The sequence below is a fragment of the Planctomycetota bacterium genome (assembly GCA_021414025.1).
In the GTDB taxonomy this organism is placed as follows: Bacteria; Planctomycetota; Phycisphaerae; order Phycisphaerales; family SM1A02; genus SYAC01.
Map to the genome: position 1 here is coordinate 246766 of JAIOPG010000005.1, position 24591 is coordinate 271356.

Annotated in this window: 23 protein-coding genes; 17 read left to right on the forward strand and 6 right to left on the reverse strand. The window is 64.7% G+C overall.

What is annotated here, in order from left to right; genetic code table 11:
• Positions 1-43: 43 nt before the first annotated feature.
• From K8R92_07300 to deoC, 9 genes are all read left to right on the forward strand, one after another.
• On the forward strand, positions 44-1984 hold the full coding sequence (locus K8R92_07300; protein ID MCE9619700.1) for an acyl-CoA dehydrogenase family protein: 1941 nt from the start codon (positions 44-46) through the stop codon (positions 1982-1984).
• Positions 1985-2032: 48 nt separating this feature from the next.
• Positions 2033-3115: a hypothetical protein gene (locus K8R92_07305; GenBank protein MCE9619701.1), complete on the forward strand. Its 1083-nt coding sequence runs from the start codon at positions 2033-2035 to the stop codon at positions 3113-3115.
• Between the two features lie 81 nt (positions 3116-3196).
• On the forward strand, positions 3197-4330 hold the full coding sequence (gene pdhA, locus K8R92_07310; protein ID MCE9619702.1) for a pyruvate dehydrogenase (acetyl-transferring) E1 component subunit alpha: 1134 nt from the start codon (positions 3197-3199) through the stop codon (positions 4328-4330).
• An 11-nt stretch (positions 4331-4341) separates the two neighbouring features.
• Positions 4342-5310 (forward strand): alpha-ketoacid dehydrogenase subunit beta, encoded by a 969-nt coding sequence (locus K8R92_07315; protein ID MCE9619703.1) that lies wholly within the window; start codon positions 4342-4344, stop codon positions 5308-5310.
• A gap of 14 nt (positions 5311-5324) precedes the next feature.
• Complete coding sequence (locus tag K8R92_07320) at positions 5325-6734, forward strand: 2-oxo acid dehydrogenase subunit E2 (protein ID MCE9619704.1); 1410 nt, start codon at positions 5325-5327, stop codon at positions 6732-6734.
• A gap of 64 nt (positions 6735-6798) precedes the next feature.
• Positions 6799-6999, forward strand: a complete 201-nt coding sequence (locus tag K8R92_07325; GenBank protein ID MCE9619705.1) for a hypothetical protein — start codon at positions 6799-6801, stop codon at positions 6997-6999.
• A gap of 9 nt (positions 7000-7008) precedes the next feature.
• Positions 7009-7308, forward strand: coding sequence for a hypothetical protein (locus K8R92_07330; GenBank protein MCE9619706.1), 300 nt, complete (start codon positions 7009-7011; stop codon positions 7306-7308).
• 18 nt (positions 7309-7326) lie between these two features.
• Positions 7327-7647 carry a hypothetical protein gene (locus K8R92_07335; protein MCE9619707.1) on the forward strand — a complete coding sequence of 107 codons (321 nt, stop codon included), beginning with the start codon at positions 7327-7329 and terminating at the stop codon, positions 7645-7647.
• 91 nt (positions 7648-7738) lie between these two features.
• Positions 7739-8635: a deoxyribose-phosphate aldolase gene (gene deoC, locus K8R92_07340; protein MCE9619708.1), complete on the forward strand. Its 897-nt coding sequence runs from the start codon at positions 7739-7741 to the stop codon at positions 8633-8635.
• A gap of 4 nt (positions 8636-8639) precedes the next feature.
• Here deoC and K8R92_07345 read toward each other — a convergent pair whose 3' ends face one another.
• Positions 8640-9320, reverse strand: coding sequence for a ThuA domain-containing protein (locus K8R92_07345; GenBank protein ID MCE9619709.1), 681 nt, complete (start codon positions 9318-9320; stop codon positions 8640-8642).
• 90 nt (positions 9321-9410) lie between these two features.
• Between K8R92_07345 and lipA the strand changes: the two genes are divergently transcribed.
• Positions 9411-10472 carry a lipoyl synthase gene (gene lipA, locus K8R92_07350; GenBank protein MCE9619710.1) on the forward strand — a complete coding sequence of 354 codons (1062 nt, stop codon included), beginning with the start codon at positions 9411-9413 and terminating at the stop codon, positions 10470-10472.
• Positions 10473-10487: 15 nt separating this feature from the next.
• Here lipA and K8R92_07355 read toward each other — a convergent pair whose 3' ends face one another.
• Positions 10488-11714, reverse strand: a complete 1227-nt coding sequence (locus K8R92_07355; protein MCE9619711.1) for an insulinase family protein — start codon at positions 11712-11714, stop codon at positions 10488-10490.
• A 151-nt stretch (positions 11715-11865) separates the two neighbouring features.
• Between K8R92_07355 and K8R92_07360 the strand changes: the two genes are divergently transcribed.
• Positions 11866-12204 (forward strand): PilZ domain-containing protein, encoded by a 339-nt coding sequence (locus tag K8R92_07360; GenBank protein MCE9619712.1) that lies wholly within the window; start codon positions 11866-11868, stop codon positions 12202-12204.
• A 22-nt stretch (positions 12205-12226) separates the two neighbouring features.
• Here the strand turns inward: K8R92_07360 and recO are convergent, their stop codons facing one another.
• Genes recO through K8R92_07375 form a run of 3 tightly spaced genes read right to left on the reverse strand, consistent with a single transcriptional unit; the run spans position 12227 to position 14310 of the window.
• A complete protein-coding gene (recO, locus tag K8R92_07365) occupies positions 12227-12982 on the reverse strand; it encodes a DNA repair protein RecO (GenBank protein ID MCE9619713.1) in 756 nt (251 codons plus the stop codon).
• Positions 12983-12984: 2 nt separating this feature from the next.
• Positions 12985-13938, reverse strand: coding sequence for a diguanylate cyclase (locus tag K8R92_07370; protein ID MCE9619714.1), 954 nt, complete (start codon positions 13936-13938; stop codon positions 12985-12987).
• 3 nt (positions 13939-13941) lie between these two features.
• Entirely contained in the window at positions 13942-14310 is a 369-nt protein-coding gene (locus tag K8R92_07375) for an Hpt domain-containing protein (GenBank protein MCE9619715.1), read from the reverse strand.
• Positions 14311-14420: 110 nt separating this feature from the next.
• Here K8R92_07375 and K8R92_07380 point away from each other — a divergent pair, with 110 nt between their 5' ends.
• Together K8R92_07380 and dnaA are read left to right on the forward strand one after the other, a co-directional pair.
• Entirely contained in the window at positions 14421-15365 is a 945-nt protein-coding gene (locus tag K8R92_07380) for a hypothetical protein (GenBank protein ID MCE9619716.1), read from the forward strand.
• Between the two features lie 189 nt (positions 15366-15554).
• Entirely contained in the window at positions 15555-16970 is a 1416-nt protein-coding gene (gene dnaA / locus K8R92_07385) for a chromosomal replication initiator protein DnaA (protein MCE9619717.1), read from the forward strand.
• A 287-nt stretch (positions 16971-17257) separates the two neighbouring features.
• Here dnaA and mutM read toward each other — a convergent pair whose 3' ends face one another.
• Positions 17258-18091, reverse strand: a complete 834-nt coding sequence (mutM, locus tag K8R92_07390; protein MCE9619718.1) for a bifunctional DNA-formamidopyrimidine glycosylase/DNA-(apurinic or apyrimidinic site) lyase — start codon at positions 18089-18091, stop codon at positions 17258-17260.
• Positions 18092-18113: 22 nt separating this feature from the next.
• On the opposite strand from mutM, the gene K8R92_07395 reads away from it, so the two are divergent.
• Genes K8R92_07395 through K8R92_07410 form a run of 4 tightly spaced genes read left to right on the forward strand, consistent with a single transcriptional unit; the run spans position 18114 to position 24557 of the window.
• On the forward strand, positions 18114-19190 hold the full coding sequence (locus K8R92_07395) for an AAA family ATPase (GenBank protein MCE9619719.1): 1077 nt from the start codon (positions 18114-18116) through the stop codon (positions 19188-19190).
• Entirely contained in the window at positions 19187-20158 is a 972-nt protein-coding gene (locus tag K8R92_07400) for a DUF58 domain-containing protein (GenBank protein ID MCE9619720.1), read from the forward strand. The genes K8R92_07395 and K8R92_07400 overlap by 4 nt, the downstream gene beginning before the upstream one ends.
• Positions 20155-22269, forward strand: coding sequence for a BatA and WFA domain-containing protein (locus tag K8R92_07405; protein MCE9619721.1), 2115 nt, complete (start codon positions 20155-20157; stop codon positions 22267-22269). The genes K8R92_07400 and K8R92_07405 overlap by 4 nt, the downstream gene beginning before the upstream one ends.
• On the forward strand, positions 22266-24557 hold the full coding sequence (locus K8R92_07410; GenBank protein ID MCE9619722.1) for a VWA domain-containing protein: 2292 nt from the start codon (positions 22266-22268) through the stop codon (positions 24555-24557). Before K8R92_07405 ends, K8R92_07410 begins: the two co-directional genes overlap by 4 nt.
• Positions 24558-24591: the final 34 nt, after the last annotated feature.

A 24591-nucleotide genomic window follows, 5' to 3' on the forward strand; every position in this document is an offset into this window, starting at 1 on the left:
TTGAATAGGCTTCCCGCCGCCGCACCATTCCAGGAGATCGATCATGACCGCCACCAATCTTGCCAAAGACCTGAAGAACCTCTCCGAGAAGGATCGCAAGCAGATCGAGCAGGCGCAGGAAATGATCGGGCCCGATCCCACCAAGATGGGGCTGGTCAAGAACTATTTCTGGGGAAATTTCCGCGAGAGCGTCGCCTTCCCCTACCCCGAGAGCTCCGCCGAGGAGACCGCCCGCTGCGACCAGCTGCTGGCGGCGCTTGAGCAATACCTCAAGAGCGAGCATCCCGCGATCGAGATCGACCAGAAGCAGGAGATCCCGGAGTGGGTGGTGCGCAAACTCTTCGAGCTCGGCGCGCTGGGCATGACCATCCCCAAGAACCACGGCGGCGGTGGCTTCGGCATCACCAGCTACAACCGCTCGCTCGAGCTCATTGGCCGCTACTGCGGCAGCACGGCCGTCATGGTCAGCGCCCACCAGAGCATCGGCTGCAAGGCGCTCATGCTCTTCGGCAACGAGAAGCAGAAGGCCACCTTCCTGCCGCGCATGGCCAAGGACACCCTCTCGGCGTTCTGCCTGAGCGAGCCCAACGTCGGCTGCGACGCGGGCGGCCAGGAGACGCACTGCGAGATCAGCCCCTGCGGAAACTTCTACATCCTCAACGGCGAAAAGAAGTGGGCCACCAGCGCCGCCCTCGCCGGCTTCTTCACCGTGATGACCAAGCAGCGCATCAAGGACCCGAAGTCTGGAAAAGAAAAAGACGCGGTGACCGCCCTCATCTGCACCCCCGACATGGATGGCGTGGAGATCTTCAGCCGCAACCGCTCCAAGTGCGGCATCCGCGGCACCTGGCAGGCCCGCATCCGATTCACCAACGTCAAGGTTCCCAAGGAGAATCTGCTCCACAAGGAGGGCGGCGGCCTGAAGGTGGCGCTCTCCTGCCTGAACTACGGCCGCTGCACGCTCAGTGCCGGCATGCTCGGCGGCGCCGCTTACTCCTACGAGCAGGCCTGCAAGTGGGCGAAGTACCGCTACCAGTTCGACCGGCCCATCGGTGAATTCGACCTGATCCAGGAAAAGATCGCCCGCATGGGCGCGCGGCTCTACGCCATGGATGCGATCCTCTACATGACCACCGGATTCCTGGACCGCCACGACGAGGACATCATGCTGGAGACCGCGATGTGCAAGGTCTTCTGCAGCGAGATGGGCTTCCGCATCGTCGACGACACCATGCAGATCATGGGCGGCGAGAGCTACATCAGCGAGAACGGCGTGGAGCGCATCTGGCGCGACTCGCGCATCAACATCATCGTGGAAGGCGCCAACGAGGTCATGCACAGCTTCATCTTCGCCTACGGCTCGAAGCAGTTGGGCGAGTGGATGCTCTCCGTCCGCTCCAACCCCTTCAAGGCGATCGGCAGCGCCATGAAGATCGGCAGCGAGGTCTATCTTGGCGTCCGCGGCGGCCTTCCCAAGATCGAGAAGCTGCACCCGCGCCTGCGCCGCTTCGGCTACGCCGTCATGCAGCGCATCCGCGAGCATGGCCACCAGGTCAAGCTGGCCTTCAAGGAGCACGAGGAGAAGCTGGTCTCCAACCAGACCGTGCAGATGCGCCTCTCCATGTGCGCTCTGTGGATCCACGCCATGGTCTGCTCGCTCAGCAAGCTCGACCGCGCCCTGCGCCACGGCCTGGAGGGCGAGGCGCTGCAGCACGACCTGGCCATGGTTGAGCATCTGGTGGCGATGGCGGAGCTGGAGATCGACGCGGAAATCCGCGCCCTGCACCACAACACCGACCAGACCATGAAGCGGGCGGCCGCGGCGGCGATGAAGCGCTCCGATCTGCTGCCCAACGGCGCCTACTCCATCCCCGAGCGCACGCTTGACCTGAAGGCACGCGGCACCGGACAGAAATTCAACCAGACCCACATCCCGCAGTTCGGCTCGGGAAGCACTTTCAAGGGCCAGAAGATCGGCTCGTAAGATCGCGGCGGCATTGTTGTCTCACCACCCCACACAGAGGAATCGCTCATGAAACTTTTCGAAATGCTCGAGGCTCACGGACACGAACGGCTGACCTTCCACCACGATCCGGCCACGGGCCTCCGCGCCATCATCGCGATCCACAGCACCGTGCTGGGCAACGCCCTGGGCGGGACGCGCCGCTGGGCCTACGCCGACGAGGCTGAGGCGATCCGCGACGTGCTGCGCCTCTCCGAGGGCATGACCTACAAGTCCGCCGCCGCCGACCTGCCGATGGGCGGCGCCAAGAGCGTGATCCTGGCCAAGCCGGGGCAGACCGCGACTCGGGCCGAGGGGCTCGCCATGGGCCGCTTCGTCGACACCATGAACGGCACCTACATCGCCGCTGAAGATGTCGGCGTGACGCCGCAGTTCTGCGACTGGATGGCCGAGGAGAGCCAGCATGTGATGGGCGGCGAGACCGTCAGCCACGGCGGAGACCCGAGTCCCTACACGGCGCAGGGCTGCTTCAACGCGATGAAGGCCTGCCTCAAGCACCTGGGCCGCAAGGTCGATTTCGCCGGCCTGACCGTCGGCGTGCAGGGTGTCGGCGCCACCGGCTACCGCGTGGCCAAGCTCTGCAAGGAAGCCGGCGCCAAGGTCATCGCCAGCGATGTCAATCGCGGCGCGCTGGAGAAGGCCGTCAAGGAGTTGGGCATCTCCGCCGTCGGCGAGAGCGAAAACATCTTCAACACCAAGGTGGACATCCTCGCCCCCTGCGCCCTGGGCGGCGTGCTGGATGACCGCACCATCACGCACCTGAAGTGTGAAATGGTCTGCGGCACCGCCAACAACCAGTTGCTCCACGCGATCGACGATGGCGCCCGCCTGAAGAAGTGCGGCATCCTCTACGGGCCGGACTTTGTGGTGAACGCGGGCGGCCTGATCCGCCTGGCCGGCCTCTACCTCGGCATGACCGAATCGCAGATCAACCAGAAGATCGAGCAGATCGAGCACACCACGACCTCCGTGTTCAAGGAGGCCGCCCACGCCCACAGCACCCACGAGGCCGCCGTCTCCTACGCCAAGCGCCGCATCGAGCAGGGACGCAAGACTCCCACGACACCCAAGCGGGTCGCCACCACCGCATGAGGAACGCAGCGACGCCCGGTACACTTTTCACCTAAGCCGCGGTTGCCTTCGCAACACGCCGCCCGTCTCGAGGACATCGCCATGCCGATCAAGAGTGCTTTCACCACCTCCATTGACCACGTCTCCATCCTCGACGCCGAGGCCCGCTTCGACGAGAAGCTCGGCGCGGGCCTGATCCCCGACGCGGACCTGGTCAAGCTCTACGAGCACATGTGCATCTGCCGCCAACTGGACGAGGTGGCCTTTAAGCTGCAGCGCTCCGGCCGCATGGGCACCTTCCCGCAGAACATGGGCCAGGAGGCCACCAGCATGGGCGCGGCCTACGCGCTGGAGAAGACTGACTGGCTGGTGCCCTGCTACCGCGAGAACGCCGGATTGATCTGGCGCGGCATGCCGATGGAAATGATTTTGCTGCACTGGATGGGCGACGAGCGCGGCAACGCAATTCCGCGCGAACTGCACTGCATGCCGCTGGCGATCCCGATCGGGACGCAGATGCTGCACGCCACCGGCCTGGCCTGGGCCGCCAAGTATCGCGGCGAGAAGCGCCTGGCCTGCACCTTCTTCGGCGACGGTGCAACGAGCGAAGGCGACTTCCACGAGGCGATGAACTTCGCGGCCAACCTGGACATTCCGGTGATCTTCTTCTGCCAAAACAACTTCTGGGCGATCAGTGTGCCGGGCAAGATTCAGTGCTCCGCCCCCACCATCGCTCAGCGCGCGGTCGCCTACGGCATGGACACCATCCAGTGCGACGGCAACGACATCTTCGCGGTGGTGCACTGCGTGCGCCAGGCCGCCAAGCTCGCCCGCGAGAAGGGCCGCCCCTTCTTCATCGAGGCAGTCACCTACCGCCTTGGCGATCACACCACCGCCGACGACGCCCGCCGCTACCGCGAGCAGGCCGAAGTGGATTCCTGGAAGGCGCGCGACCCGATCATCCGCATCCGCAAGTTCCTGACCGCGAAGAAGCTGTGGGACGATGCGAAGGAAGCGGCGCTCGCCGAGCGCGCCGAGCGCGAAGTCGCCGCCGCGGTCGAGCGCGCCGAGGGCATCGCCGCCCCCAATCGCACCGACTTCTTCAACCACATGTACGCGACCATCCCGCCCGACCTGGCCCTGCAGCGCGACACCGCGCAGACCCACGGCATCGGACAGGATCCATCCCAAATCGAAGGCGCGGTCATCGAGCTGCCCGCCAAGTCCGCTCACTAAGAGGCAACACAATGGCAAATCTCACACTGGTGCAGGCAATCAACTTGGCGCTCATCCAGGAAATGGAGCGCGACGACCGCGTGCTGATCCTCGGCGAGGATGTCGGCCCCAACGGCGGCGTCTTCCGCGTCACCGAGGGTCTGCACAAGCGCTTCGGCTCCAAGCGCGTGGTCGACACGCCGCTGGCCGAGAGCGGCATCATCGGCACCAGCATCGGCCTGGCCATCGCGGGCCTGCGCCCGATTCCGGAGATTCAGTTCGAGGGATTCCTGGGCCCCGCCTACGACCAGATCTGCAGCCACGCGGCCCGCATGCGCACCCGCACGCGCGGGGCGATGACCATTCCGCTGACGGTGCGCGTGCCGGTGGGCGGCGGCATCCACGCGCCGGAGCTCCACTCCGACAGCCCGGAGAGCATCTACATCCACCAGCCCGGCCTGAAGGTGGTCATGCCCAGCAGCCCCTATGACGCGAAGGGCCTGCTGATTTCCGCGATCCGCGATCCCGATCCCGTCATGTTCTTCGAGCCCAAGCGCATCTACCGCGCCTTCCGCGAGGAGGTGCCCGAGGACGAGTACACCCTGCCGCTGGGCAAGGCCCGCGTGGTCTGCGAGGGCGACGCGATGACGGTCGTGAGCTGGGGCTCCAGCGTGGTGCAGTGCATGCAGGCCATCGAGCGCAGCGGCCGGTCGATCGAACTGATTGATCTGCGCACTCTCTATCCCTTCGACATGGATGCGGTGGAGGCCAGCGTGAAGAAGACGGGCCGCTGCGTGATCGTGCATGAGGCCCCCAAGACCTGTGGCTTCGGCGCCGAAATCGCGGCCCGGATCATGGAGCGATGCTTCCTCTATCTGGAGTCCCCGGTGCAGCGCGTCGCCGGCTTCGACACCATCATGCCCTACTACAAGCTTGAGCTCGACTACATGCCCGACGCCGACCGCATCGCGCGGGCGATCGAAGAGACCGCCGCGTACTAATTGGAGAACTTCACATGGCTGGCGTAAAGCAACCCGACGACAAGAGTCACTTCATCCTTCCCGATCTGGGCGAGGGTGTCCACGAGGCCGAGCTGATCAAGTGGCGCGTGGCTGTCGGCGACACGGTGAAGGAACACCAGACCATGGCGGAGATGGAGACCGACAAGGCGCTGGTCGAAGTGCCCAGCCCGTGGGCCGGCGTGATCGGCGAGCTCTGCGGCAAGGCGGGCGACACCATCCTGGTCGGGAGCGTGCTGGTTCGCTATGCCAAGAGCGGGGCCTCTCCCGCCGGCACGGACCGGGTGGTTGCCGCGACCGCCGCCACGGCGGCCAAGAATCACACGGTGCCCGCGCCTGTCGCCCCGGTTTCGAACAATGAAGATGCCGGAACCGTGGTCGGAAACGTGAGCGGTTCGCTGGGCGTTCCCAGCCGATTCGCCCGCCAACCCGAACATGAAAGCGTTTCATCGGGGGCCTCGCGCTCCCTCGCCACTCCCGCGGTGCGCCGGATCGCCCGCGAACTGGGCGTCAACATCCAGCAGGTCCGCGGAACGGGCCGCGGCGGGCGCGTCACGGCGAGCGATATCCAGGCGGTGAGCAGCGGCGCCGCCGACGTCGCCCGCGAAACCACGGCCTCGCGCGTCACGGTGGCCCAGCCCATTGCGCGCTCCGCCCCAAGCGAATCGCCAGTGACCACCACCGCGATGGCGATCAACTATCCCTCCGTCTCCCGCGAGGGGGTCAAGGAGACCATCGCCTTCCGCGGCATCCGCCGCAAGATCGCCCAAGCCCTGGACCTTTCGGTGAAGACCGCGGTGCACTTCACCGTGGTCGACAGCGCCGACATCACCAAGCTCGACCGCAAGCGCCGCGAGTACGCGGCGGCGCTGGGATCGAAGCTGAGCATGCTGCCCTTCGTCATGCTGGCGGTCTGCAAGGCGCTGCGCAAGCACCCCACGCTCAACGCCAACGTGGACGACGCCAACGAGGAGATCCTGATCAAGGATCCGATCCATCTCGGCTGCGCCGTCGACACCGATCACGGACTCATGGTGCCGGTGCTCCGCAACGCGCAGACCAAGAGCGTCGGCGAGCTGGCCACGCTGGTGAAGCAGCTCGCCCAGTCCTGCAAGGAGCGCACCGTCGCCCGCGAGGACCTGGTCGGCGGAACCTTCACGATGAGCAATGTCGGCAGCTACGGCGGCGCATTCGCGACCCCGATCATCAACTATCCGGAGGTGGCCATCCTGGCCGTGGGCCGCGCCAAGGAGCAGGTGCTGACCAAGGACGGGGCCTTCTATGCCGGACTGGTGCTGCCGCTGAGCCTTTCCTGCGACCACCGCATCGTGGATGGCGCCGAGGGCGCCCGCTTCCTGAACACGGTGCTGGGGCTGCTGGAAAATCCCGACAAGCTGCTGGCCTGACGCCGCCCGAAAATCACCGGCGGCTTCGATTCATCAATTCACGGCCATTGGTTAGACTGTGGGCATGAAGAGGTTTTTTGCGGCGGTTCTCATGATGGCGGCCTCGATCACCCCGGCCGCGCTGGCCCGTGGCGACGCTCCGCCGATGCCCGACCTGAACAATCCCTCCGGATGGCCGCTGGTCGGCTACGGCCTGGCCTTCCTGCTGGTGGGCGGCGCCGTCTACGTCAGCCTCTACACCGGCAAGCGCGAGAATCTCGACTAGAAGGAACCCATGAAGAAGAAAAGCATCAAGCCCAAGAACGCTCTCATCCTCCTCAACGCCCTGTTGCTGGCGCTGCTCGGCGCCGTGACCCTTGGCCCCGGCGCCAAGGCCCAGGCCCCCCGCTCGCGCGGCCAGTACCTGATGGTCGGCGGTCGCTATGTCCTCAACCAGGCCGGCGTGGCCTACATCCTGGACCAGTCCAACCAGGAGCTGATCTCGCTCTCATGGAACGACTCGTCGAAGAACCTCTTCGGCATCGGATACCGCAACATTCCCAAGGAAGTCGAGCAGATTCAGAAGTCCCGCTGAGTCGACAGGAGCCATCCCATGAAAAAGAAAACCAGCTCACTTCCAATCAACAACGTCGCCCTCTGGGCCAGCGCCTTTGTGCTGGGCGGACTCATCCTGACCCAGGCGGGACGCATCCAGACCGCCCAGGCAGACTCGGTCTCCACCTCAAACGGCTTCTGCATGTCCACCATCACCTGCGGAAACCAGACCGGCTCCGACACCTACGACCTGCTCTGGCTGGTCGATGACCGCAGCGAGACCCTGATGATTTTCTACGGCGACGTCTACAACAAGGTCCTCGACCTGCGGACCACCAAGAACCTCGCGGACATCTTCAAGCAAGCCCGCGGCAACTAGTTCCGCGGCTCTCGGCGTCCGCGGTCATTCGACTGGGAGAAACGCGATCATCCACTCCACGACCATTCCACACACGCCGGTCGATGCGGTGATGGCCAAGCGCCGCGCCGCCGCCTTCGCCACCCGCAGCATCAAGACTTCCGCAAAATCCTCCGGACTGCGTCTGGCGATGTCGATGCTCGACCTCACCACGCTCGAGGGGAAGGACAGTCCGGAGAAGATCCGCGCCCTCTGCGCCAAGGCGGTCCATCCGCACATCTCCAGCACGCCGCTGAAAGTTCCGGTGCCCTCGGTCGCCGCGGTGTGCGTTTATCCCACGCTCATCGCGATCGCCAAGGAGGCGCTCAGGGGACATCCGGTGAAGGTGGCCGCGGTCGCCACGGGATTTCCCAGCGGCCAGTATCCGCTGGACATCCGAATCCGCGACGTGCGCACCGCCGTCGAGGCAGGCGCCGACGAGATCGACATGGTGGTGAGCCGCGGCCTTTTCCTCGCCGGGCAGTTCGACCTGGTGCGCAAGGAGATCGTCGAGACGAAAGCAGCCTGCGGCCCAGCGCACCTGAAAATCATTTTGGAAACGGGCGAGCTCGAGACGCTGGACAATGTCCGCCGCGCCAGCGACCTGGCCATCGACGCCATCTTGGGTCAGCCCGGGAAAAAAATCACCGACGGCGAAGTCTTCATCAAGACCAGCACCGGCAAGGTGCAACCCGCGGCCACCATGCCCGTCACTCTGGTCATGCTCGAAGCCATCCGCGACACGCATTCGCGCGGCGGCCCGCGAATCGGCATGAAGCCCGCCGGCGGCATCCGCACCGCCAAGCAGGCGCTGCACTATCTGGTGATGGTGAAGGAGACGCTCGGCGACGAGTGGCTCACGCCTGACCTCTTCCGCTTTGGCGCAAGCTCGCTGGCCAATGATCTGCTGCGGCAGATCCTGAAGCTTGAGACGGGGCGCTACGCCTCGGCGTGGGATCTGGGCGAGTAGGCGGCTAGGGTGCCGCGTGCATCGCCCACAGGATGCCGCCCAGGACATGGTTGCGGAACTCCGGCTGGGCGAACAGCTCCTTGGTGTGCCCCATCGCGGTGTACCAGGCGCGGCCCCCCTCGAACTCATGCATCCACGCGATCGGATGGTCCCCATTCATGGTGACAACCCCGAGATCGCCATCGTCGACGGTCAACAGAACGTGGACCTTGTGTCTCGGGTTGGATTGAAAGCGATACCACTCATCCATCGACTTCCATGAATCGGGAAAGTGCGCCGTGCTGATGTGCGTCGAGTCCTCGCGATGCACGGTCGCGGCAATGACTTCGGTGTGATCCTTGAACCAGGCACCGACCAGCTCGCCATACCAGGGCCAACCATATTCCGTGTCCGCCGCGGCGTGAATGCCCACGAATCCCCCACCCGCGTGGATGTATTGCTCGAAGGCCTTCTGCTGATCTTCGTTGAGCACGTCGCCTGTGGTGCTCAGGAAAACCACGGCTGGAAATCGCCTGAGGTTGTCCGCAGTGAAGGCGCCGGCGTCCTCGGTGTGCTCGACCGTGAATTTCCCGGAACCAATTTCGCGCAACGCTTGCACGCCCTCGGAAATGTTCTTGTGCCGGAAGGCCGTGGTCTTGGTGAAGACCAGGATGGGCGCGGGCTGGGACGCACAGCCGCCGAGCATCAGCACGATCGCCGCCAGCGTTGCCCCGATCCGGATGCCGCGCCAAAATTTTTCGCGTCGGATGGCAGCGTTTCTCGGCATGGGGCGAGTATGCACCGATTCGCGCTTGAATTCCATCGCGGATCGGGGCTACGCTGCTGCTCTGTGACTCCCCCGGAAACTGCCGTCGATCGCGCTCTTGCGAGGCATCCCAAGCCCCTCGGCGGCGACACTGCGCGAAATCTTCCGGCCCCCAATTTCAGCCTTTCGCAGCTCATCCTGAACAATGGCGATGAGGCGCGGCAGAGCCTGCTCATCGGCAAGAAACCCGACTGGCTCCGCGCCCGCGTGCCCGGCGGCGAGGGGTATCACCGGCTCAAGTCCATCCTGGACGAACACAAGCTGCACACGGTTTGCCAGGAGGCGAGCTGCCCCAACATGGGCGAATGCTGGAGCCGCGGCTCGGCGACGATCATGATCCTGGGCGACACCTGCACGCGAAGCTGCGGCTTCTGCAATGTAAAGACCGGCCGTCCTGCCGAGCTGGATCTGGATGAGCCGCGCCGCGTCGCGGAAAGTTTGCGCCTGATGGACCTGAAGCATGTCGTGATCACCAGCGTGAACCGCGACGAGCTGCCGGACGGCGGCGCTGAAGTGTGGGCCGAGACCATCCGACAGACCCGCGCCGCCTGTCCCGGCATGAGCATCGAGGTGCTGGTCGGAGACTTCTGCGGCGACGAAAAGGCGATTCAGACCGTGTGCGACGCGCGGCCGCGGATCATCAGCCACAACATGGAGACGGTCCGGCGCATGCACTCCGCGGTGCGGCCGCAGGCCCGCTACGAGCGCTCGCTGGCAGTGCTGCGGCAGTTCAAGGCGAGCGGGCTGCTGACCAAGACCGGCATCATGGCCGGCATCGGCGAGCGCGACGACGAGGTGCTGGAGCTCATGGACGATGTGCGCCGCGAATCGCAGGCGGACATCCTGACCATCGGCCAGTATCTGCAACCCACGCGCAACCACCTGCCGATCGACCGCTGGGTCCGTCCCGAGCAGTTCGCCGAGTTCAAGAGTCAGGCTCTCGCCCGCGGATTCCGGATCTGCGAGAGCGGGCCGCTGGTCCGCAGCAGCTACCGCGCCGACGAGCAGGCGGCCCTGATCACCGATCGCTGAAACTGGAATGATCGGTCACGGCGCGGGCGGCATCATGCGCCCGATCACCACGGGCTTGAGCGGAAATTCCTCAAGGCATTGGCGCAGATCTCGCAGCGTCAGCTTCTCGATGCGCTCCATCTCCTGCTCGATCGGAATCGGCGGCAGGCTGTAGGCCCACTGCGAGCCCAGCCGGTGCATGCGACCGGCGGGGCGCTCTCCGGCCAGGGCGATTCCCGTGGCAATGCGGGCCCGCGCCCGATCCAGCTCCTCCTGCTTGAGTGTCGGGCCAAGCTTGTTCATTTCGATGTGCAATCGCTTCTCGACTTCCGGCACATTCTCGCTCTGACACGCCGCGAAGACCAGATACTCGCCGAGTCCGTCGCGCCCTTCATAGGAGCAGGAGGCCTCTTCGGCAAGACCGGTCTCCACCACGCTCCAGTAGAACTTGCTGCCCTCGCGGTCGCCGACGATCTGGCTGATCAGACTGCTGGCGTAGCGGCGCATATCGCCCAGCGCCGGCGCCGCCATCATCATGCCCAGGTAGGCGCGGTTGGTGTTGGGCATGGTCTGGGTGAACTCGCTGGGCTTGGGCGTGAAGGGCGCATGCACCCGCCCCGGCTTGCCGCGCGGCCACGCTCCGCAAAGCCGCTCCGCCTCCTTGATGATCTTGTCGAAGTCAATCTTTCCCGCGACTGCCAGCGCCATGTTGTCGGCGGCATAGCGGTTGGCGAAATACTCGGACATGTTCGGGCGCGGCAGCGCTCCCACGGTCTCCTTGGTGCCAAGCACGCGATGGGCCAGCGGATGACCCTGGTAGTAGGTCTCCATCATCTTCTCGTAGAGGCCCATGAAGGGGTTGTCCTCGTACATGGCGATCTCCTCGAGGATGACGCCGCGCTCCTCCTCGAAATCCTCGTCGCGCAGAGCGGGCCGAAGGATGTCCGAAAGAATCTCGATCGCCGTGGGCAGATGCTCCGGCAGCACGTGGGCGTGGAAGGCCGTCATCTCGCCGCTGGTGAAGGCGTTGTGGCTCGCCCCGATCTGGTCGAAGTCGTTGTTCACGTCCAAGGCGCTGCGCCGCTGCGATCCCTTGAACATCATGTGCTCGAGGAAGTGGCTCACCCCCATGATGGCGCCGGGTTCGTCCCGGGCCCCGGTGCGCACGAAAAAACCGGCCGCGGCCGTGTGCGTGGCGGGGTCGATCTCGCCGATCACCGTCAATCCGTTGGAGAGCCTCGCCTCCCGGTACTCAAAGGTCATGGGGCCAGTCTAGTTTGTCCCGTGAGGGCCACGCTTATCGGGTGTTGGGCCGCGAAGGGAGCTTTGAATTCCTGCGGTTTCTCCGGGGTTTTTTCCACGAGGTATTTGCCGCGGGAAAGTTAAATAAGACTCTTGGCCCGTGGATTTCAAAATGGAGTCAAACCCGTCGGAGAACGCCGAGCCATTCGGCGCGTCATCCACTCTGCAAAATCGAAGGAATCAGGAGCGAGCCGCGGCCACCGGCGAGATTCTCGTCGTCTGGCACCATGAGCCGGACCAGCTCCGCGCCTACTGCACGCTGGACATCAGCGAGAAGGGCGCCAGGATTTCAACCAGCTGCTTCCTGTCGGAGGGATTGACCGGGCTCACGCTGATCCATCGCCCGACGGGAATTCGGATCGACCGGCCATCGATGGTGGCTTGGTGTCATCCAGTGCGAGATGCCGGCGGACGGCTGGAGCACTACGAAGCGGGCATCCGCTTCTTCTGACGCACAACACAATTTGATCTGATCAGCGCGTGGCCGAGCGGGAGCGGGTCGGTTTCTGCGCGCTCGCGGGCAGCTCGCCGAACACCGCGGCCATGGTCATCGGCTCCTCGCCAAGAACATTCCGCAGATGGGCGGCCAGCAGGCGGTTGGCGCGGTTGAGGCTCTCCTCGTCGCCGACCGGATCCTGGTTGACCGCCAGCGACTCGAGCGCCTGAAGCGTGCCGCGCCGGATGCGCCAGTGGCCCGCGTCGCCCATGTCGCGCAGGAATTTTCCACCTACCGGATCGAAGGCGAGGGTGGCCGCGCCGGGATCGGGATTCGTCAACTCCGGACGCCAACCCGTCTCTTCCAGCAACGACCATTGAAAGCGCAAAAGCGATGGTGTCGGAGTCGCTCCCCGCTGAAGCGAGCGCAGGAGATGCAGCGTGGTCTCATAGAGCACCGGGTGCGGATCGAAGACCGGAAGCATCCGGTGCAGCATGTCGGCCACGTACCAGCCTGAACGATTGGCCTCGAGATTGTCTCGGAGCCTTGGAAAAGTCTCGCGCACATCCCATTCCGTCAGTGTTGCCAGGTCGCTCTCGCGCTTGAGCAGGAATCCGATTTCGCCCGTCGAAAGCACATCGAAGCCGCCCGAAAATTTTCCCTTGTCGCGCTTCGCCCCCTTGGCCAGGCCGCGCAAGATTCCGCTGCCCCGGGTGAAAAGCACCACGGTCTGGCTTGTCTCAGACCAATCCCAATGTCTCAGGCAGATGGCTTCGTCGATGGTCGCGGACACGGTCAGGACTTGCCGGAGGCGCCGCTTTTTCCACCCTGCGCGTCGCGCGGAACGCGGGCCGCGGCCTCCACGCGATTGCGGCCCGACTGCTTGGCCCGGTAGAGCGCGGTGTCGGCGCACTTGAGCATGGCCTCCGGCGTGATCTCGCCCGCGATGCAGTCGGTGTCGCAGACCCCGAAGCTCGCCGTGACCACCAGATCCGGATTGCCCGGCCAGACGACGGATTCGATCGCCATCCGGAGCCGCTCCGCCACCTCGCGGCCGCGGTCGATGTTGGTGGAGGAGAGCACCAGTCCAAACTCCTCGCCGCCATAGCGGCAGGCGGTGTCGCCGGTGCGGCCGCTGGAAAGAATCTGCGCCACCTTTTCCAGCACGATGTCGCCGAAGGGATGGCCGAACTGGTCGTTGAGCCTCTTGAAGCGGTCGATGTCGCAGAGCGCCAGCGTGAGCGGGCGCTGGTGCCGCTTGGCCTCGGAGATTTCCTGCACCAGGCGCTGGTCGAAGTAGCGGCGGTTCCAGAGGCCGGTGAGCCCGTCGAGCTGGGCCCGCTGCTCCAGCATCTTCACCAGTCGCTGTGTTCGCAGTGCGCTGCGCACCCGCGCCTTGAGTTCGAAGGACTCGAAGGGCTTGGTGATGAAGTCAATGGCGCCCATGTCCAGACCGCGCACGCGATCCATCGGCTCGCCCGTGCCGCTGATGAAGATGACCGCGATATTGCGCGTCTCGGGATCCTCCTTCAATTTCTCCAGCAGCTCGAATCCATTCATGCCCTCCATGGCGATGTCCAGCAGCACGACCTCGGGCTGCCACGCGCGGGCCTTCTTCAAACCCTCCGCGGCGCTGATCTCGGTCTGCAGCTCCAGGTTTTCCCCCTGCAGGCGCGCCTCGAGCAGTCGATGGATCAATTCCGAATCATCGATCGCGAGCAGTCGCGGAATGGGATTCTCTTCAGCCATGACTCAAGTGTGCCTTGAAACGCCCCGCCCTGCATGCACGCGGCGGAGGATGTTGGTGAACTCGTCGAAGCGGACCTTGACCGCGGCCGGCCATGCATCGTCGGAGGCGCGGAGCGATTTTTCCAGCGCCAGTGCCGACACCGTGATGACCGAGAAGCCGTAGCCGCCGCCCGCCCCCTTGAGCTGGTGGACCAGTTTGCCGAACTCATCCTTGTTTCCAGCGGCGTGACATTTTTCCAGGGCGGCGATTCTCTGGGGCAGTTCCTCCAGAAAAATCTGGATGATCTCCACCATCGTCTCGTCCGCCAGGTAATCGCTCAGAATGGGCGGGCCCGCCGCAGGGGTTGGAATGGGGTTTGGGTCTTGCGGCATTGGAAATAATTCGATTTTCAAAGTTTATTCAATGTTTCGGCTCCAAAAACGCTACACTCCGACTTTTTCACGCCCAACCGCGCGAAAGCGCCGTTCGAGGAGATTCCACGATGGTTCCAAAGCCTCCGCCCAGAGAAGGGCAATTGGGCTTTCTCTATTTGCCCCCCTACCGCATTCAGGGGGTGAGCGTCGCGGGCGAGCAGGCCGTGGTGCATGTGCCCGAATTGGACATTGTCTTTGACATCGGCCTCTGTCCGCGTGCAAGTCTCGTTGCCGGAACGGTTTGCCTGAGCCATGCGCACATGGACCACGTCGCGGGGCTTCCCTATTGGTTCAGCCAGCGGGCCTTTCAAAAGCTCGGCACCGGACGCGTGCTTTGCCATCCCAAGCTGGTCCGTCCGCTGAAGGTGATGATGGAATCGTGGATCGACCTCGAGCGCCAAAAGACACCACATGAAATTGTGGGCATCGAACCGGACAGCCACTACGCGTTGCGCCCGAATTTGAATGTGCGCGCCATCGAGGTCAGTCACTCGGCGCCGACCCTCGGCTTCAGCGTGATCGAGAATCGGAGCAAACTCAAGGATGAGTTCCAGGGACTGCCGCAGGATCGTCTGCGCGAATTGAAGATGTCCGGCACCGACATCACGCGCACCACCGAGATTCCGCTGGTGGCCTACACCGGCGACACGGAAGTCGGTCCCTTCCTCTATCGCGATGAGTTCGCCAAGGCTAAGATCGTGATCACCGAATGCACCTTCTTTGAAAAGGAGCACCGGGATCGCGCTCGTGTGGGCCGGCACATCCATGTGGACGATCTTCTGCCGCTGATGGAGGCGTGGAAAGCGGAGTCGGTGGTGATCGTGCACATCAGCCGCCGCACCAATCTTCAATTCGCACGCGAGCGGCTGAACGAAGCCCTGGGTTCGCACATGGATCGCGTCCACATCCTGATGGATCACCGCGCCAACCGGCAGCGCCTCGAGCGGCAGGTGCTCGAGAGCGGCGATCGGGACGAAAACAAAATTCCGGATCCTCCGCCGATCGAGAAATAATTTTCTTGGCAAAAAGTTTTGAATTTGGTTGACGAGGGGTCGAACTGGTTTTACATTGGCTCGCCGCACCTTGTCACGGATTTCATCGTGTGTGATGTTGTTCTTCACGCTGTGTTGCCGAATCGAATGGACGCGATTCATCAACGGCCTGCTTGCCGGATTCCCTCTACGAAGGCTTGAACAATGTCCATGGCCGATGAAGAACTTCGAGAGAAAATGTACGCCTATCTCAGGCGACACCATCCCGAAGTGTGCCGCCACTGGTTCGATCAAATTCGCGTCGCGGGAGTCTCGGGCGGCCTGCTGCGCCTGATCGTCGACGAGCCGGTTCGCCTCAAGTACCTGCAGCGCACCTGCGTCGCCTCCTTCACCGAGGCCGCCCAGGCCGCGTCCGGGCGCCTGATGACGGTTCGCTTCGTGGGATCGGATGTGGAGAAGGTCGACACCTCCGTCAAACTGGTCCGCTCCGCCAATTCCAATGGAAGCGAGGGCTTCTCCGAGACGCCGATCCTGCTCGACGAGCAGATGCTGCTGAGCCCGGACTATTCCTTCGATTCCTTCGTGGTCGGGCCGGGCAACCGGCTGGCCCACGCCGCCGCCTTTGCCGTGACCTCCAAGCTGGGCCGCGCCTACAACCCATTCTTCGTGCATGGAGCCGTCGGATTGGGCAAGACCCACCTGCTCCAGGCCATCTGCCAGTCGACGCTGCGCGCCCAGCCGGCGGCGCGCATCCTCTACATCAGCTGCAACACCTTCATGGACGCCTTCCACGATTGCGTGAAGGCGGGGCGCATGAGTGAGTTCCGCCACCGCTTCCGCAACGTCGACCTGCTGGTGCTGGACGATGTGCACTTCCTGTCCAAGCGCGAGCAGACTCAGGAGGAGTTCTTCCACACCTTCAACATGCTGCACCAGTCTGGGCGGCAGATCGTGCTGAGTTCCGACGCGGCCCCCTCCGAGATCCCCGACCTTGAAGAGCGCCTGGTCAGCCGCTTCAACAGCGGACTCGTGGCCCGCATCGACCGCCCCTGCTACGAGACGCGCGTCGCCATCCTGAAGTCCAAGGCGCGCCTGCACGACCTGCAGCTTCCCGACGACGTGCCTGCCTACGTCGCCGCGCGGATCGATTCGAACATCCGCGAGCTTGAGGGTGCCCTCACCAAGATCCGCGGCGTAGCGCTGGCGCTGGGCCGGCCCATCGACCTTGACCTGGCCAAAGAGGCGCTGGGCGTCGCGGTGCTTGCCTCGGGATCAAAGAACAACCAGCCCTCGATGCAGACCATTCTGGATTCAGTCGCGCGTTACTACGATGTGAAACTGACCGACCTGCTGGGGAAGCGCCGCCACAAGAGCGTGGTGCTGCCGCGGCAGGTCTGCATGTGGCTGGCGCGGCGACACACGCGCTACAGCCTGGAGGAGATCGGCGGCTATCTCGGCGGCCGCGACCACACCACCGTGCTCCATGCGGTCCGCACCGTCACCGCGCGAAGCGGGATGGATGAATGCCTGCGCACCGATGTCGAGCGCCTGGAGGAGGGATTGCGGGTTTCCGATGCCTTCCCGACAACTTCTCCACAGCCTGCCGTGGGTCGCGAGGTGTTGTGAACAAGTTGTCGGTTTTGTCCAGTTGATGTCAGTCTTTTTGACTGCAATAACCTTTTGCGGCCACGCATCGAAGGTGAATGGTTTCCATCGAATCGGCGCGAAGCCAAACGAACGCCCGTCGACAGGTCGTTCATTGGGCAACAACCCCCTAAGCCTTTATGCGTGCGGTTCTTCGATTCGCTCCGATTGAGTTGTCCACAAATCGAAAGGGCCTCTATCTATGACTATGAATAGATCAATGGATGAACGCAGAACAGAGGAAGCCACCAAATAACGAGAGCTTCGTGTTATTTGGCGGTTCTTCGAGGCTGGCAGCGGGGACAAAACACGGTCGTGCGCTGCTGGCAGACGATCTGCTTCAGGAGAGTCCCGCAGACCCTGCAGGGCTCAGCGCCGCGACCATAGACCTGGTGCCGGCTCTGGTAGGTGCCGGCCTTCCCAGAGGCGTTGGAGTGGTCCTGAATGGTCGACCCGCCGCCACGAATGGACGCCTTCAGGATGATCCGAAGTCGAACGACCAGGCGCTCCAGCTCCTTCAATGAAAGAGTTCCGCACGTTCGCAGTGGATGAATGCCCGACTGAAAGAGCGACTCATCGGCGTAGATGTTGCCGACGCCCGCCGTGACCGACTGGTCGAGCAGCGCGGCCTTCACGGCCCGCTTTCCATTCTTGAATTTCTCCTGGAGTTGCTTCGCCGTGACGGCCAGCGCGTCCGGACCGAGATCGGACCACCGCTCCCGCACCTCGCCCATGTCCCGGCAGGGCCGCACGAAGCCGAAGCGCCGCGGATCCTTGTGGTGAAGTTCGAACGTCTTTCCGTCGCGGCACAGGATCCAGCGAACATGCACGTGGGCGGCGCGGCCTGACCCGAGAGGCACCAGGCCAAGAGAGCCGCTCATCCCCATGTGAAAGAGCATCGCGCGGCCGCACTCGGACTCCAGGGCGAAATGCTTTCCGATCCGATGCACCCGCGCGATCACCAGTCCCTCGAAGAGGGCGGCCGGAGTGCGCGAGCCACGGATGAAACCCGGCCGGTGGACGTGTGCATGGCGGACCTTCGCCCCGACGCAATGCCGGATCAAACCCCTGCAAATCGTCTCGACTTCGGGAAGTTCCGGCACGCTGGAACTCTATACTCATTCAATGAACGAAACCTCCCCCACCGGCTCGCCCGAGAATGACATCCGAAGCGAAACAGCATGGGCCCTGGAGGCCGTCGGCCGCGTCCGCGCGGGCGTGCACAAGGTGATCGTCGGCCAGGAGCAGGTGCTTGACGAAGTGCTGCTGGCGATGGTCTGCGGCGGCCACGCGGTGGTGGAAGGCGTTCCGGGCCTGGCCAAGACGCTGCTGATCTCGACGCTGGCTCGCTGCCTCTCATTGCAGTTCAGCCGGATCCAGTTCACCCCCGACCTGATGCCCTCCGACATCACCGGGACGGAGGTCATCGAGGAGGACCGCTCGAGCGGCATGCGCTCGCTGCGCTTCGTCCGCGGCCCGATCTTCGCCAATATCGTGCTGGCCGACGAGATCAACCGCACGCCGCCCAAGACGCAGGCCGCGCTGCTGGAGTCGATGCAGGAGCGGCAAGTCACGGTGGGCGGCGCCACGCACCGGCTGGCCAATCCCTTCTTCGTCCTTGCGACGCAGAATCCCATCGAGCAGGAGGGGACCTATCCGCTGCCCGAGGCGCAGCTCGATCGCTTCATGCTCAACATCCGCATCGGCTATCCCAGCGAGCAGCAGGAGCTTGACATCGTGACCCGCACCACCGGCGAGGCGAAGTACGAGGCCGCCTCGGTCCTGGACGCGATGGATCTGATGCGGGTGCAGGCCGCGGTGCGGCGCATTCCGATCGCCGATCACGTGGCCCGCTACGCGCTGCGGCTGGTGCGTTCCACCCGCGCCAGCGCCTACGACGGAACGCTCAACGAGGCCACGCCCAAGATCGTGATGGACTACGTCGCCTGGGGCGGCGGGCCGCGGGCCAGCCAGTTCCTGGTGCTGGCGGCCAAGGCCAAGGCGCTCTTCTCCGGCGAACATCACGTGCTTCCCAAGCACATTCAGGAGGTGGCCCTGCCGGTGCTCCGCCATCGCATCGTGACCAACTTCAACGCCGAGGCGGACGGTGTGAACTCCGACACCGTGGTGCAGACCCTGCTCAACACCATTCCGCTTGACGCGGCGTCCAGCCAGCGGCCGCTGGGCACGCTGATCCAGTGAGCGGCGCACCCCTCCGCGCCGAGGCATATCTGGCACCAGAGACCCTGGCGCAACTTTCATCCTTCGAATTGCGGGCGCGGATGGTCGTCGAGGGGATCTCCAGCGGCATGCACACCAGCCCCAACCAGGGCATGGCCGTGGAGTTCGCCGAGCACCGCCCCTACACCCCCGGCGAATCGCTGCGCCATCTCGACTGGAAGATGTTCGGCCGCAGCGACAAGCTCTACATCAAGCGGTACCAGCAGGAGAACAGCCTTGACGTGGTGATCCTGGTCGACGCCTCCAACTCGATGCGCTTCTCCACCCTGGGCACGAAGTCCGGATGGGGCGGCACCGACGCCGGCCGCCACGCCAGCCAGTGGACCAAGTTCGACTGCGCCGCCGCGATCACGGTGGCGCTGGCCCACCTCTGCCTGCAGCAGCGCGACCGCGTCGGTCTGCAGATTTTTTCCGAGGAGACGCGCTCCGTGGTGCGACGATCGGGCAGCCGCGGCCAGTGGAAGAGCATGGTGCAGGCGCTGGCGACCGTTCCGGTGAAGGGCACGGCGAACCTGCCGCGCGCCATCGATCAACTGATCGCCGGGCTTGGCCACCGCTGCCTCATCTTTGTGCTCAGTGATTTTCTTTTCCCGCTGGACAAGGTGCGCGACTCGATCGCCAAGCTGAAGTTCAAGGGGCATGACCTGGTGCTGGCGCAGATCCTCGATCGCAGCGAGCTGGAGTTCAAGATGGACGGCCTGCGGCGCTTCGAGGATCTCGAGGGCCAGGGCGACATCGAGACCGATTCGGAAAGTGTGCGCGGACCCTACCTCGCCGCCCTCAAGCAGCATGAGTCGGAGCTGGAGCGGATGACGCGCAGCTTCGCCTACGACCTCTGTCGCATCGACAGTCACGAATCCGTCGGCCCGCCCATCACCAGCTTGCTCAGCCGCCGCGAAACGCTCAGCCGCCATCGGGGGGCGAGATGATCTTCGCGAGCCCCGCCATTGCCTGGGCGGCCTTGGGCGCCACCACGATTCCGATTTTGCTGCATCTGCTGCTGCGCCGCCCCAAGCTCACGCCGTGGGGATCGAACTATCTGCTCAAGATCGCGCTGGCGCGGATCCAGCGCCGCCGGCGCATCGAGCGCTGGCTGCTGCTGTTGTTGCGGGCCCTCGCGGTCGGCCTGGTCGGTCTCGCTGTCGCCGGGCCCTTCGCCCGCGCGTGGATGCAGGAGAGCGTGGCCAAGGAGCGTTGGATCGTCATCGACGATGGAGCGACCTCGGCGGAGATCCGGCCGGGCGGCGAGAGCGAGTTGTCCATTCTGAAGAAGGCCGTCACCGATTCGCTCAGAGGGCGCAGCACGGGAGATCGCTTCGCCGTGGTGCTCGCCTCCATTCCGCCGCGCGTCCTGGTGGAGCCGACCTCCAACCCCGAGGTCGCCGCGCAGGCCATTGCCAGCCTTTCCCCGCAGGAAGTTCCCGCGAATCTTTCGGCAGCGCTCGAGCTCGCCTGGCCCAAGGAGGAGGACAAGAACCATCCGCGGCAGGTGGAAGTCTGGAGTGGATTTCGCCGCGGAAGCCTCGATCTTGAGCAGCCGCCTCCCGCGGGACTGAGCGGTCGCGGCGAGCAGGTCAAGTGGATGGCGACCCGTCCGCTGCAGGACAATCCCGCCAACCAGTCGCTCTGGAAATGCTCGATGGCACGCTCGGCGAGCGAAGTCGACGAGGCCAATCGCCGCGTGGTTCGCGTGGAACTCAAGCGCGAGGGAGCGGCGCGGGCGGAGTCCAACACCGTCCTCTTCCAGAATCCGCAGAACGAGACAGTCGCCAAGAGCGACGCGCTCTGGAACGAGGGAGCCACCGAGAAGGAGTTCGAGGTGCAGGTCCAGCTTGGCCAGCGCTCCGAGCAGGGCATTCAGGCGTCGATCCAGGCGGATGCCCAGCCGATGGACAACCGGCGTTACGTTTCCTTCGAGGCCGCGGAGAATTTCCAGGTCACGATCCTGGGCAGAAAATCCCTGGAGCAGAACATCGAGAACCTGCCCGCCTCAAGCTGGATCCTCCGCGCGATCGAGTCAACGGGCATGGCCGTCCAGGAAACCGACGCCGAAACCATTTCAATTCGTCCGCCCGCAGCGTCGGACACCATCATCCTGACCCGGCCGGATCTGGTCGATCAGGCGGGTTGGACCTGGCTGGGGAGTTTCACGATGGGCGGCGGCGTGCTCATCATCACGCCCGCAGCGGAGAGTTCTGAGCAGGGATGGGCGGCGGACATCGAGCGGCTTCTGCAGGTTCCGATCCGGTCGCAGAAATCGGCGACCACCGGCGACTTCCGCCTCGCGGCCAAGCAGCCGCGCGGCGGACCGCTGGCGATTCTCGGTGCCGAGCTTGACGCGCTGAGCGAACCCGTCCATGTCACAAAATATCTGCCGCTGGAAACCACCGACGCGGCGGCGCTCTCGATCCTGGTCCTGGACAATGGCAAGCCGCTGATGTGCTGGGCCAAGCCCAGGAATGGAAGCGGCATCGTCGCGATCCTGGGCGTGCCGCCCGTGCTTTCCTGGAGCGATCTGCCGATGAAGCCGCTGATGGTGCCGCTCTTCCAGGAGCTGGTCCGCGGCGGGCGAATGATCGCGGCCGAGCAGCAGGACATGGAAAGCGGCAGCGCCGTGTCGCTGGGATCTGCGGCCGCCGGCGGATTGTTCGTGCCACCGGCGCAGAGTGGCGCCGCGACGATCGAGTTGGACATGAATGGCCAGTCGCAGAAGCGAACCTCAGTCACCGGATTGTGGACGCTTCAGACCAAGAGCGGCCGCAAGCAGACCTACGCCGTCAACCTCGCCCCGACCGCGGCCTCGATCAGCCCACTTTCTGACAGTGCGGTCCGCGCCTGGTTCGGCCAGGTCAAGCCAATTCAATTCAGCGACGAGGCCCAGGAGGAGCTTGCCCCCGCGACCTGGAGTGCGGCCGATCCCGCGGTCAGTGAAACGCTCTTCATTCTGGCGCTGCTCTGCGCCTTGATCGAGTGCTTTCTCTCCAAGCGCGGATCCCCGCGGCCTGCCCACCAGGAAACCATCGTCGGAGCCGGCGCATGATCGACGGCATCCTCACCCAGATCGGAGTGCCGCCCAACCTTCAGGGGCAGCCCTGGCATCTGGTCTTCGAGCGGCCCGCGCCCGCCTGGATGTGGCTGGCGGGCTCGATCGTCATCATCGCCGCGTCGGCGTACTCCTACGCCAACCTGCGCGGATCGCGATCGTGGCGAACCGCGCTGGCGGCACTCCGCGCCGCTGCGCTCGCGTTGATCGCGCTGCTGGCGATGCAGCCCGCCATCGAATGGCCGCGCGAACGGATCGAGGCGGACTATGTCGAGGTGCTGGTCGACCGCAGTTCGAGCATGCAGGTCCGTGACGCTGTGGACCCGCAGGGAAAACTTGTCTCGCGCGCCGAAGTCGAGGACGCCATTCTGAGCAATGCCATGTGGGATCGGATCGGCGCCGAGCACAAGGTGGAATGGATCGCGGTGGCGGGTGGCGCGACCGCCGTGCCGGCAGTCAAGGATCTTCCCGCCGCGGAGGGGAACCGGACGCTGCTCGCCTCGGCGGTGCACGAAACTCTTCAGCGGAACCTGGGCCGTCCGCTCTCCGCGATCGTGCTGATCTCCGACGGACGAAGCCAGGACACGGTCAGCACCGCAACGCTGCGCCAGATGCAGTCGCTGGGCGTGCCGATTTTCACGATGCCGCTGGGAGATCCCGAGGGGGTCAACGACCGCTCGGTGGTCTCGGTCGAGGCGCCGCAGACGGGATTTCTGCGCGACCAGATTCCGGTCCAGGCGCAGCTCGCCACGCGCAAGCCCAACGAGAAGATCCGCGTGGTGCTGCGCGAGAAGGATTCGAACCGCAAGATCGACGAGCAGGAGGCGGTCTCCGGGCCCGATGGAAAGGTCAACGTCACGCTGGTCGGGCAGGGGGCCAAGTCGGGCGACGCGGTCTGGGAAGTGGCGATCGATGGAGCCCCCGACGCGGACCAATCCAACGATTCGCAGCGGGTCGACATCGCCTTCGTCGATAGGGCCATCCGCGTCCTCTACCTCGATGGCTGGCCGCGCTGGGAGTTCCGCTACCTCAAGAATGTTTTGCTGCGCGAGAAGGGAATCGAGAGCTCGATCATGCTCCTCTCCGCGGATCGCGACTTTGCGCAGGAGGGCACCACGCCGCTCTCGCGACTTCCGCGCACCGAAAAGGAATTCGACGTCTTCGACGTGGTCATTCTCGGCGACGTCCCCTCCGGATTTCTCAGCACGGTGCAGCAGAAGGGAATCCAGGAGCTGGTGGCCAAGCGCGGCGCCGGGCTGCTGTGGATCGCCGGCGAGCGCAGCACGCCGTCGAGCTGGCGCGGCACGCCGCTGGAGGACCTCCTGCCCTTCCGCGGTTCGCTCGACCTTCCGCGCGTCGACCGTCCAGTCTTCATGGAGCCGACCGAGGCCGCGGCGCGGATCGGATTGCTCCGCCTGGGCAATACACAGGACGCCGAGGAAGCCTGGCCGCGGGAGATCTCCTCCAACGGCGAGCCCTGGTCGCGCCTTGAGTGGGTGCAGCGCATCGATCCGCGCGACCTGAAGCCGACCGCGGAGGTGCTGGCCACGGCCGTGCCGCAGCGCGACACGAACACGAAGCCCGGCGAACCGGCTGCGGGAACGCCGCTGGTGCTGACGATGCGTTTTGGCGCCGGCCAGACGACCTACGTCGCCACCGACGAAACGTGGCGCTGGCGCCACGGCCGCGGCGAAACACTGCCCGAGCGATTCTGGGTCCAGCTGGTCCGCCACCTGGCGCGCTCCGGGCTGCGCAACGGCGCGGGCGTGACCCTGCTGGTCGAGCCGCCGCGCGTCGCCACCGGACAGCCCGTCCGCATCACCGTGGATCTCGCCGGCGTGGCGACGGATGAAGTCGTCACGGTCGAGGCGCGGCGCGAGAAGAACAGCGGCGTGATCGACATCGCGCTGAAGCCCGAAAGCGGCGACCGCTACTCCGCCATCTGGACGCCGCCCAGCGACGGCGAGGGCGCGTGGACCTTCCGCATCCGGCAGCCCCAGATCGCGGACGCCCCCGAGGCACGGCTGGTGGCAATTCAGGAAGACGCCGAGCGGATCGACGCAACGCCTGATCACGACGCGCTGGAGAAGCTCAGCGCCGCGACCAAGGGCCAGGTTGTGGCGGTCAAGGATCTCGAGAGCCTGGAAAAGCTCATACCCCGCCGCTCCTTCACCACGCGGCAGCCGATCCAGGTGCCCCTCTGGAATCACTGGATTTTTTACGCTTTTCTCGTGGTTTTGCTGACCGCGGAGTGGATCGGCAGGAGAATTCTTCAGTTGACTTGATATTTGGACGAGGTATCCGAAAGTCCGATTGCTA

Coding starts and splice junctions, on each gene's coding strand:
- K8R92_07300 (MCE9619700.1), top strand. CDS start 44: ATGACCGCCACCAATCTTGCCAAAGACCTGAAGAACCTCTCCGAGAAG.
- K8R92_07305 (MCE9619701.1), top strand. CDS start 2,033: ATGAAACTTTTCGAAATGCTCGAGGCTCACGGACACGAACGGCTGACC.
- pdhA (MCE9619702.1), top strand. CDS start 3,197: ATGCCGATCAAGAGTGCTTTCACCACCTCCATTGACCACGTCTCCATC.
- K8R92_07315 (MCE9619703.1), top strand. CDS start 4,342: ATGGCAAATCTCACACTGGTGCAGGCAATCAACTTGGCGCTCATCCAG.
- K8R92_07320 (MCE9619704.1), top strand. CDS start 5,325: ATGGCTGGCGTAAAGCAACCCGACGACAAGAGTCACTTCATCCTTCCC.
- K8R92_07325 (MCE9619705.1), top strand. CDS start 6,799: ATGAAGAGGTTTTTTGCGGCGGTTCTCATGATGGCGGCCTCGATCACC.
- K8R92_07330 (MCE9619706.1), top strand. CDS start 7,009: ATGAAGAAGAAAAGCATCAAGCCCAAGAACGCTCTCATCCTCCTCAAC.
- K8R92_07335 (MCE9619707.1), top strand. CDS start 7,327: ATGAAAAAGAAAACCAGCTCACTTCCAATCAACAACGTCGCCCTCTGG.
- deoC (MCE9619708.1), top strand. CDS start 7,739: ATGGCCAAGCGCCGCGCCGCCGCCTTCGCCACCCGCAGCATCAAGACT.
- K8R92_07345 (MCE9619709.1), bottom strand. CDS start 9,320: ATGCTCGGCGGCTGTGCGTCCCAGCCCGCGCCCATCCTGGTCTTCACC.
- lipA (MCE9619710.1), top strand. CDS start 9,411: ATGCACCGATTCGCGCTTGAATTCCATCGCGGATCGGGGCTACGCTGC.
- K8R92_07355 (MCE9619711.1), bottom strand. CDS start 11,714: ATGACCTTTGAGTACCGGGAGGCGAGGCTCTCCAACGGATTGACGGTG.
- K8R92_07360 (MCE9619712.1), top strand. CDS start 11,866: ATGGAGTCAAACCCGTCGGAGAACGCCGAGCCATTCGGCGCGTCATCC.
- K8R92_07370 (MCE9619714.1), bottom strand. CDS start 13,938: ATGGCTGAAGAGAATCCCATTCCGCGACTGCTCGCGATCGATGATTCG.
- K8R92_07375 (MCE9619715.1), bottom strand. CDS start 14,310: ATGCCGCAAGACCCAAACCCCATTCCAACCCCTGCGGCGGGCCCGCCC.
- K8R92_07380 (MCE9619716.1), top strand. CDS start 14,421: ATGGTTCCAAAGCCTCCGCCCAGAGAAGGGCAATTGGGCTTTCTCTAT.
- dnaA (MCE9619717.1), top strand. CDS start 15,555: ATGGCCGATGAAGAACTTCGAGAGAAAATGTACGCCTATCTCAGGCGA.
- K8R92_07395 (MCE9619719.1), top strand. CDS start 18,114: ATGAACGAAACCTCCCCCACCGGCTCGCCCGAGAATGACATCCGAAGC.
- K8R92_07405 (MCE9619721.1), top strand. CDS start 20,155: ATGATCTTCGCGAGCCCCGCCATTGCCTGGGCGGCCTTGGGCGCCACC.
- K8R92_07410 (MCE9619722.1), top strand. CDS start 22,266: ATGATCGACGGCATCCTCACCCAGATCGGAGTGCCGCCCAACCTTCAG.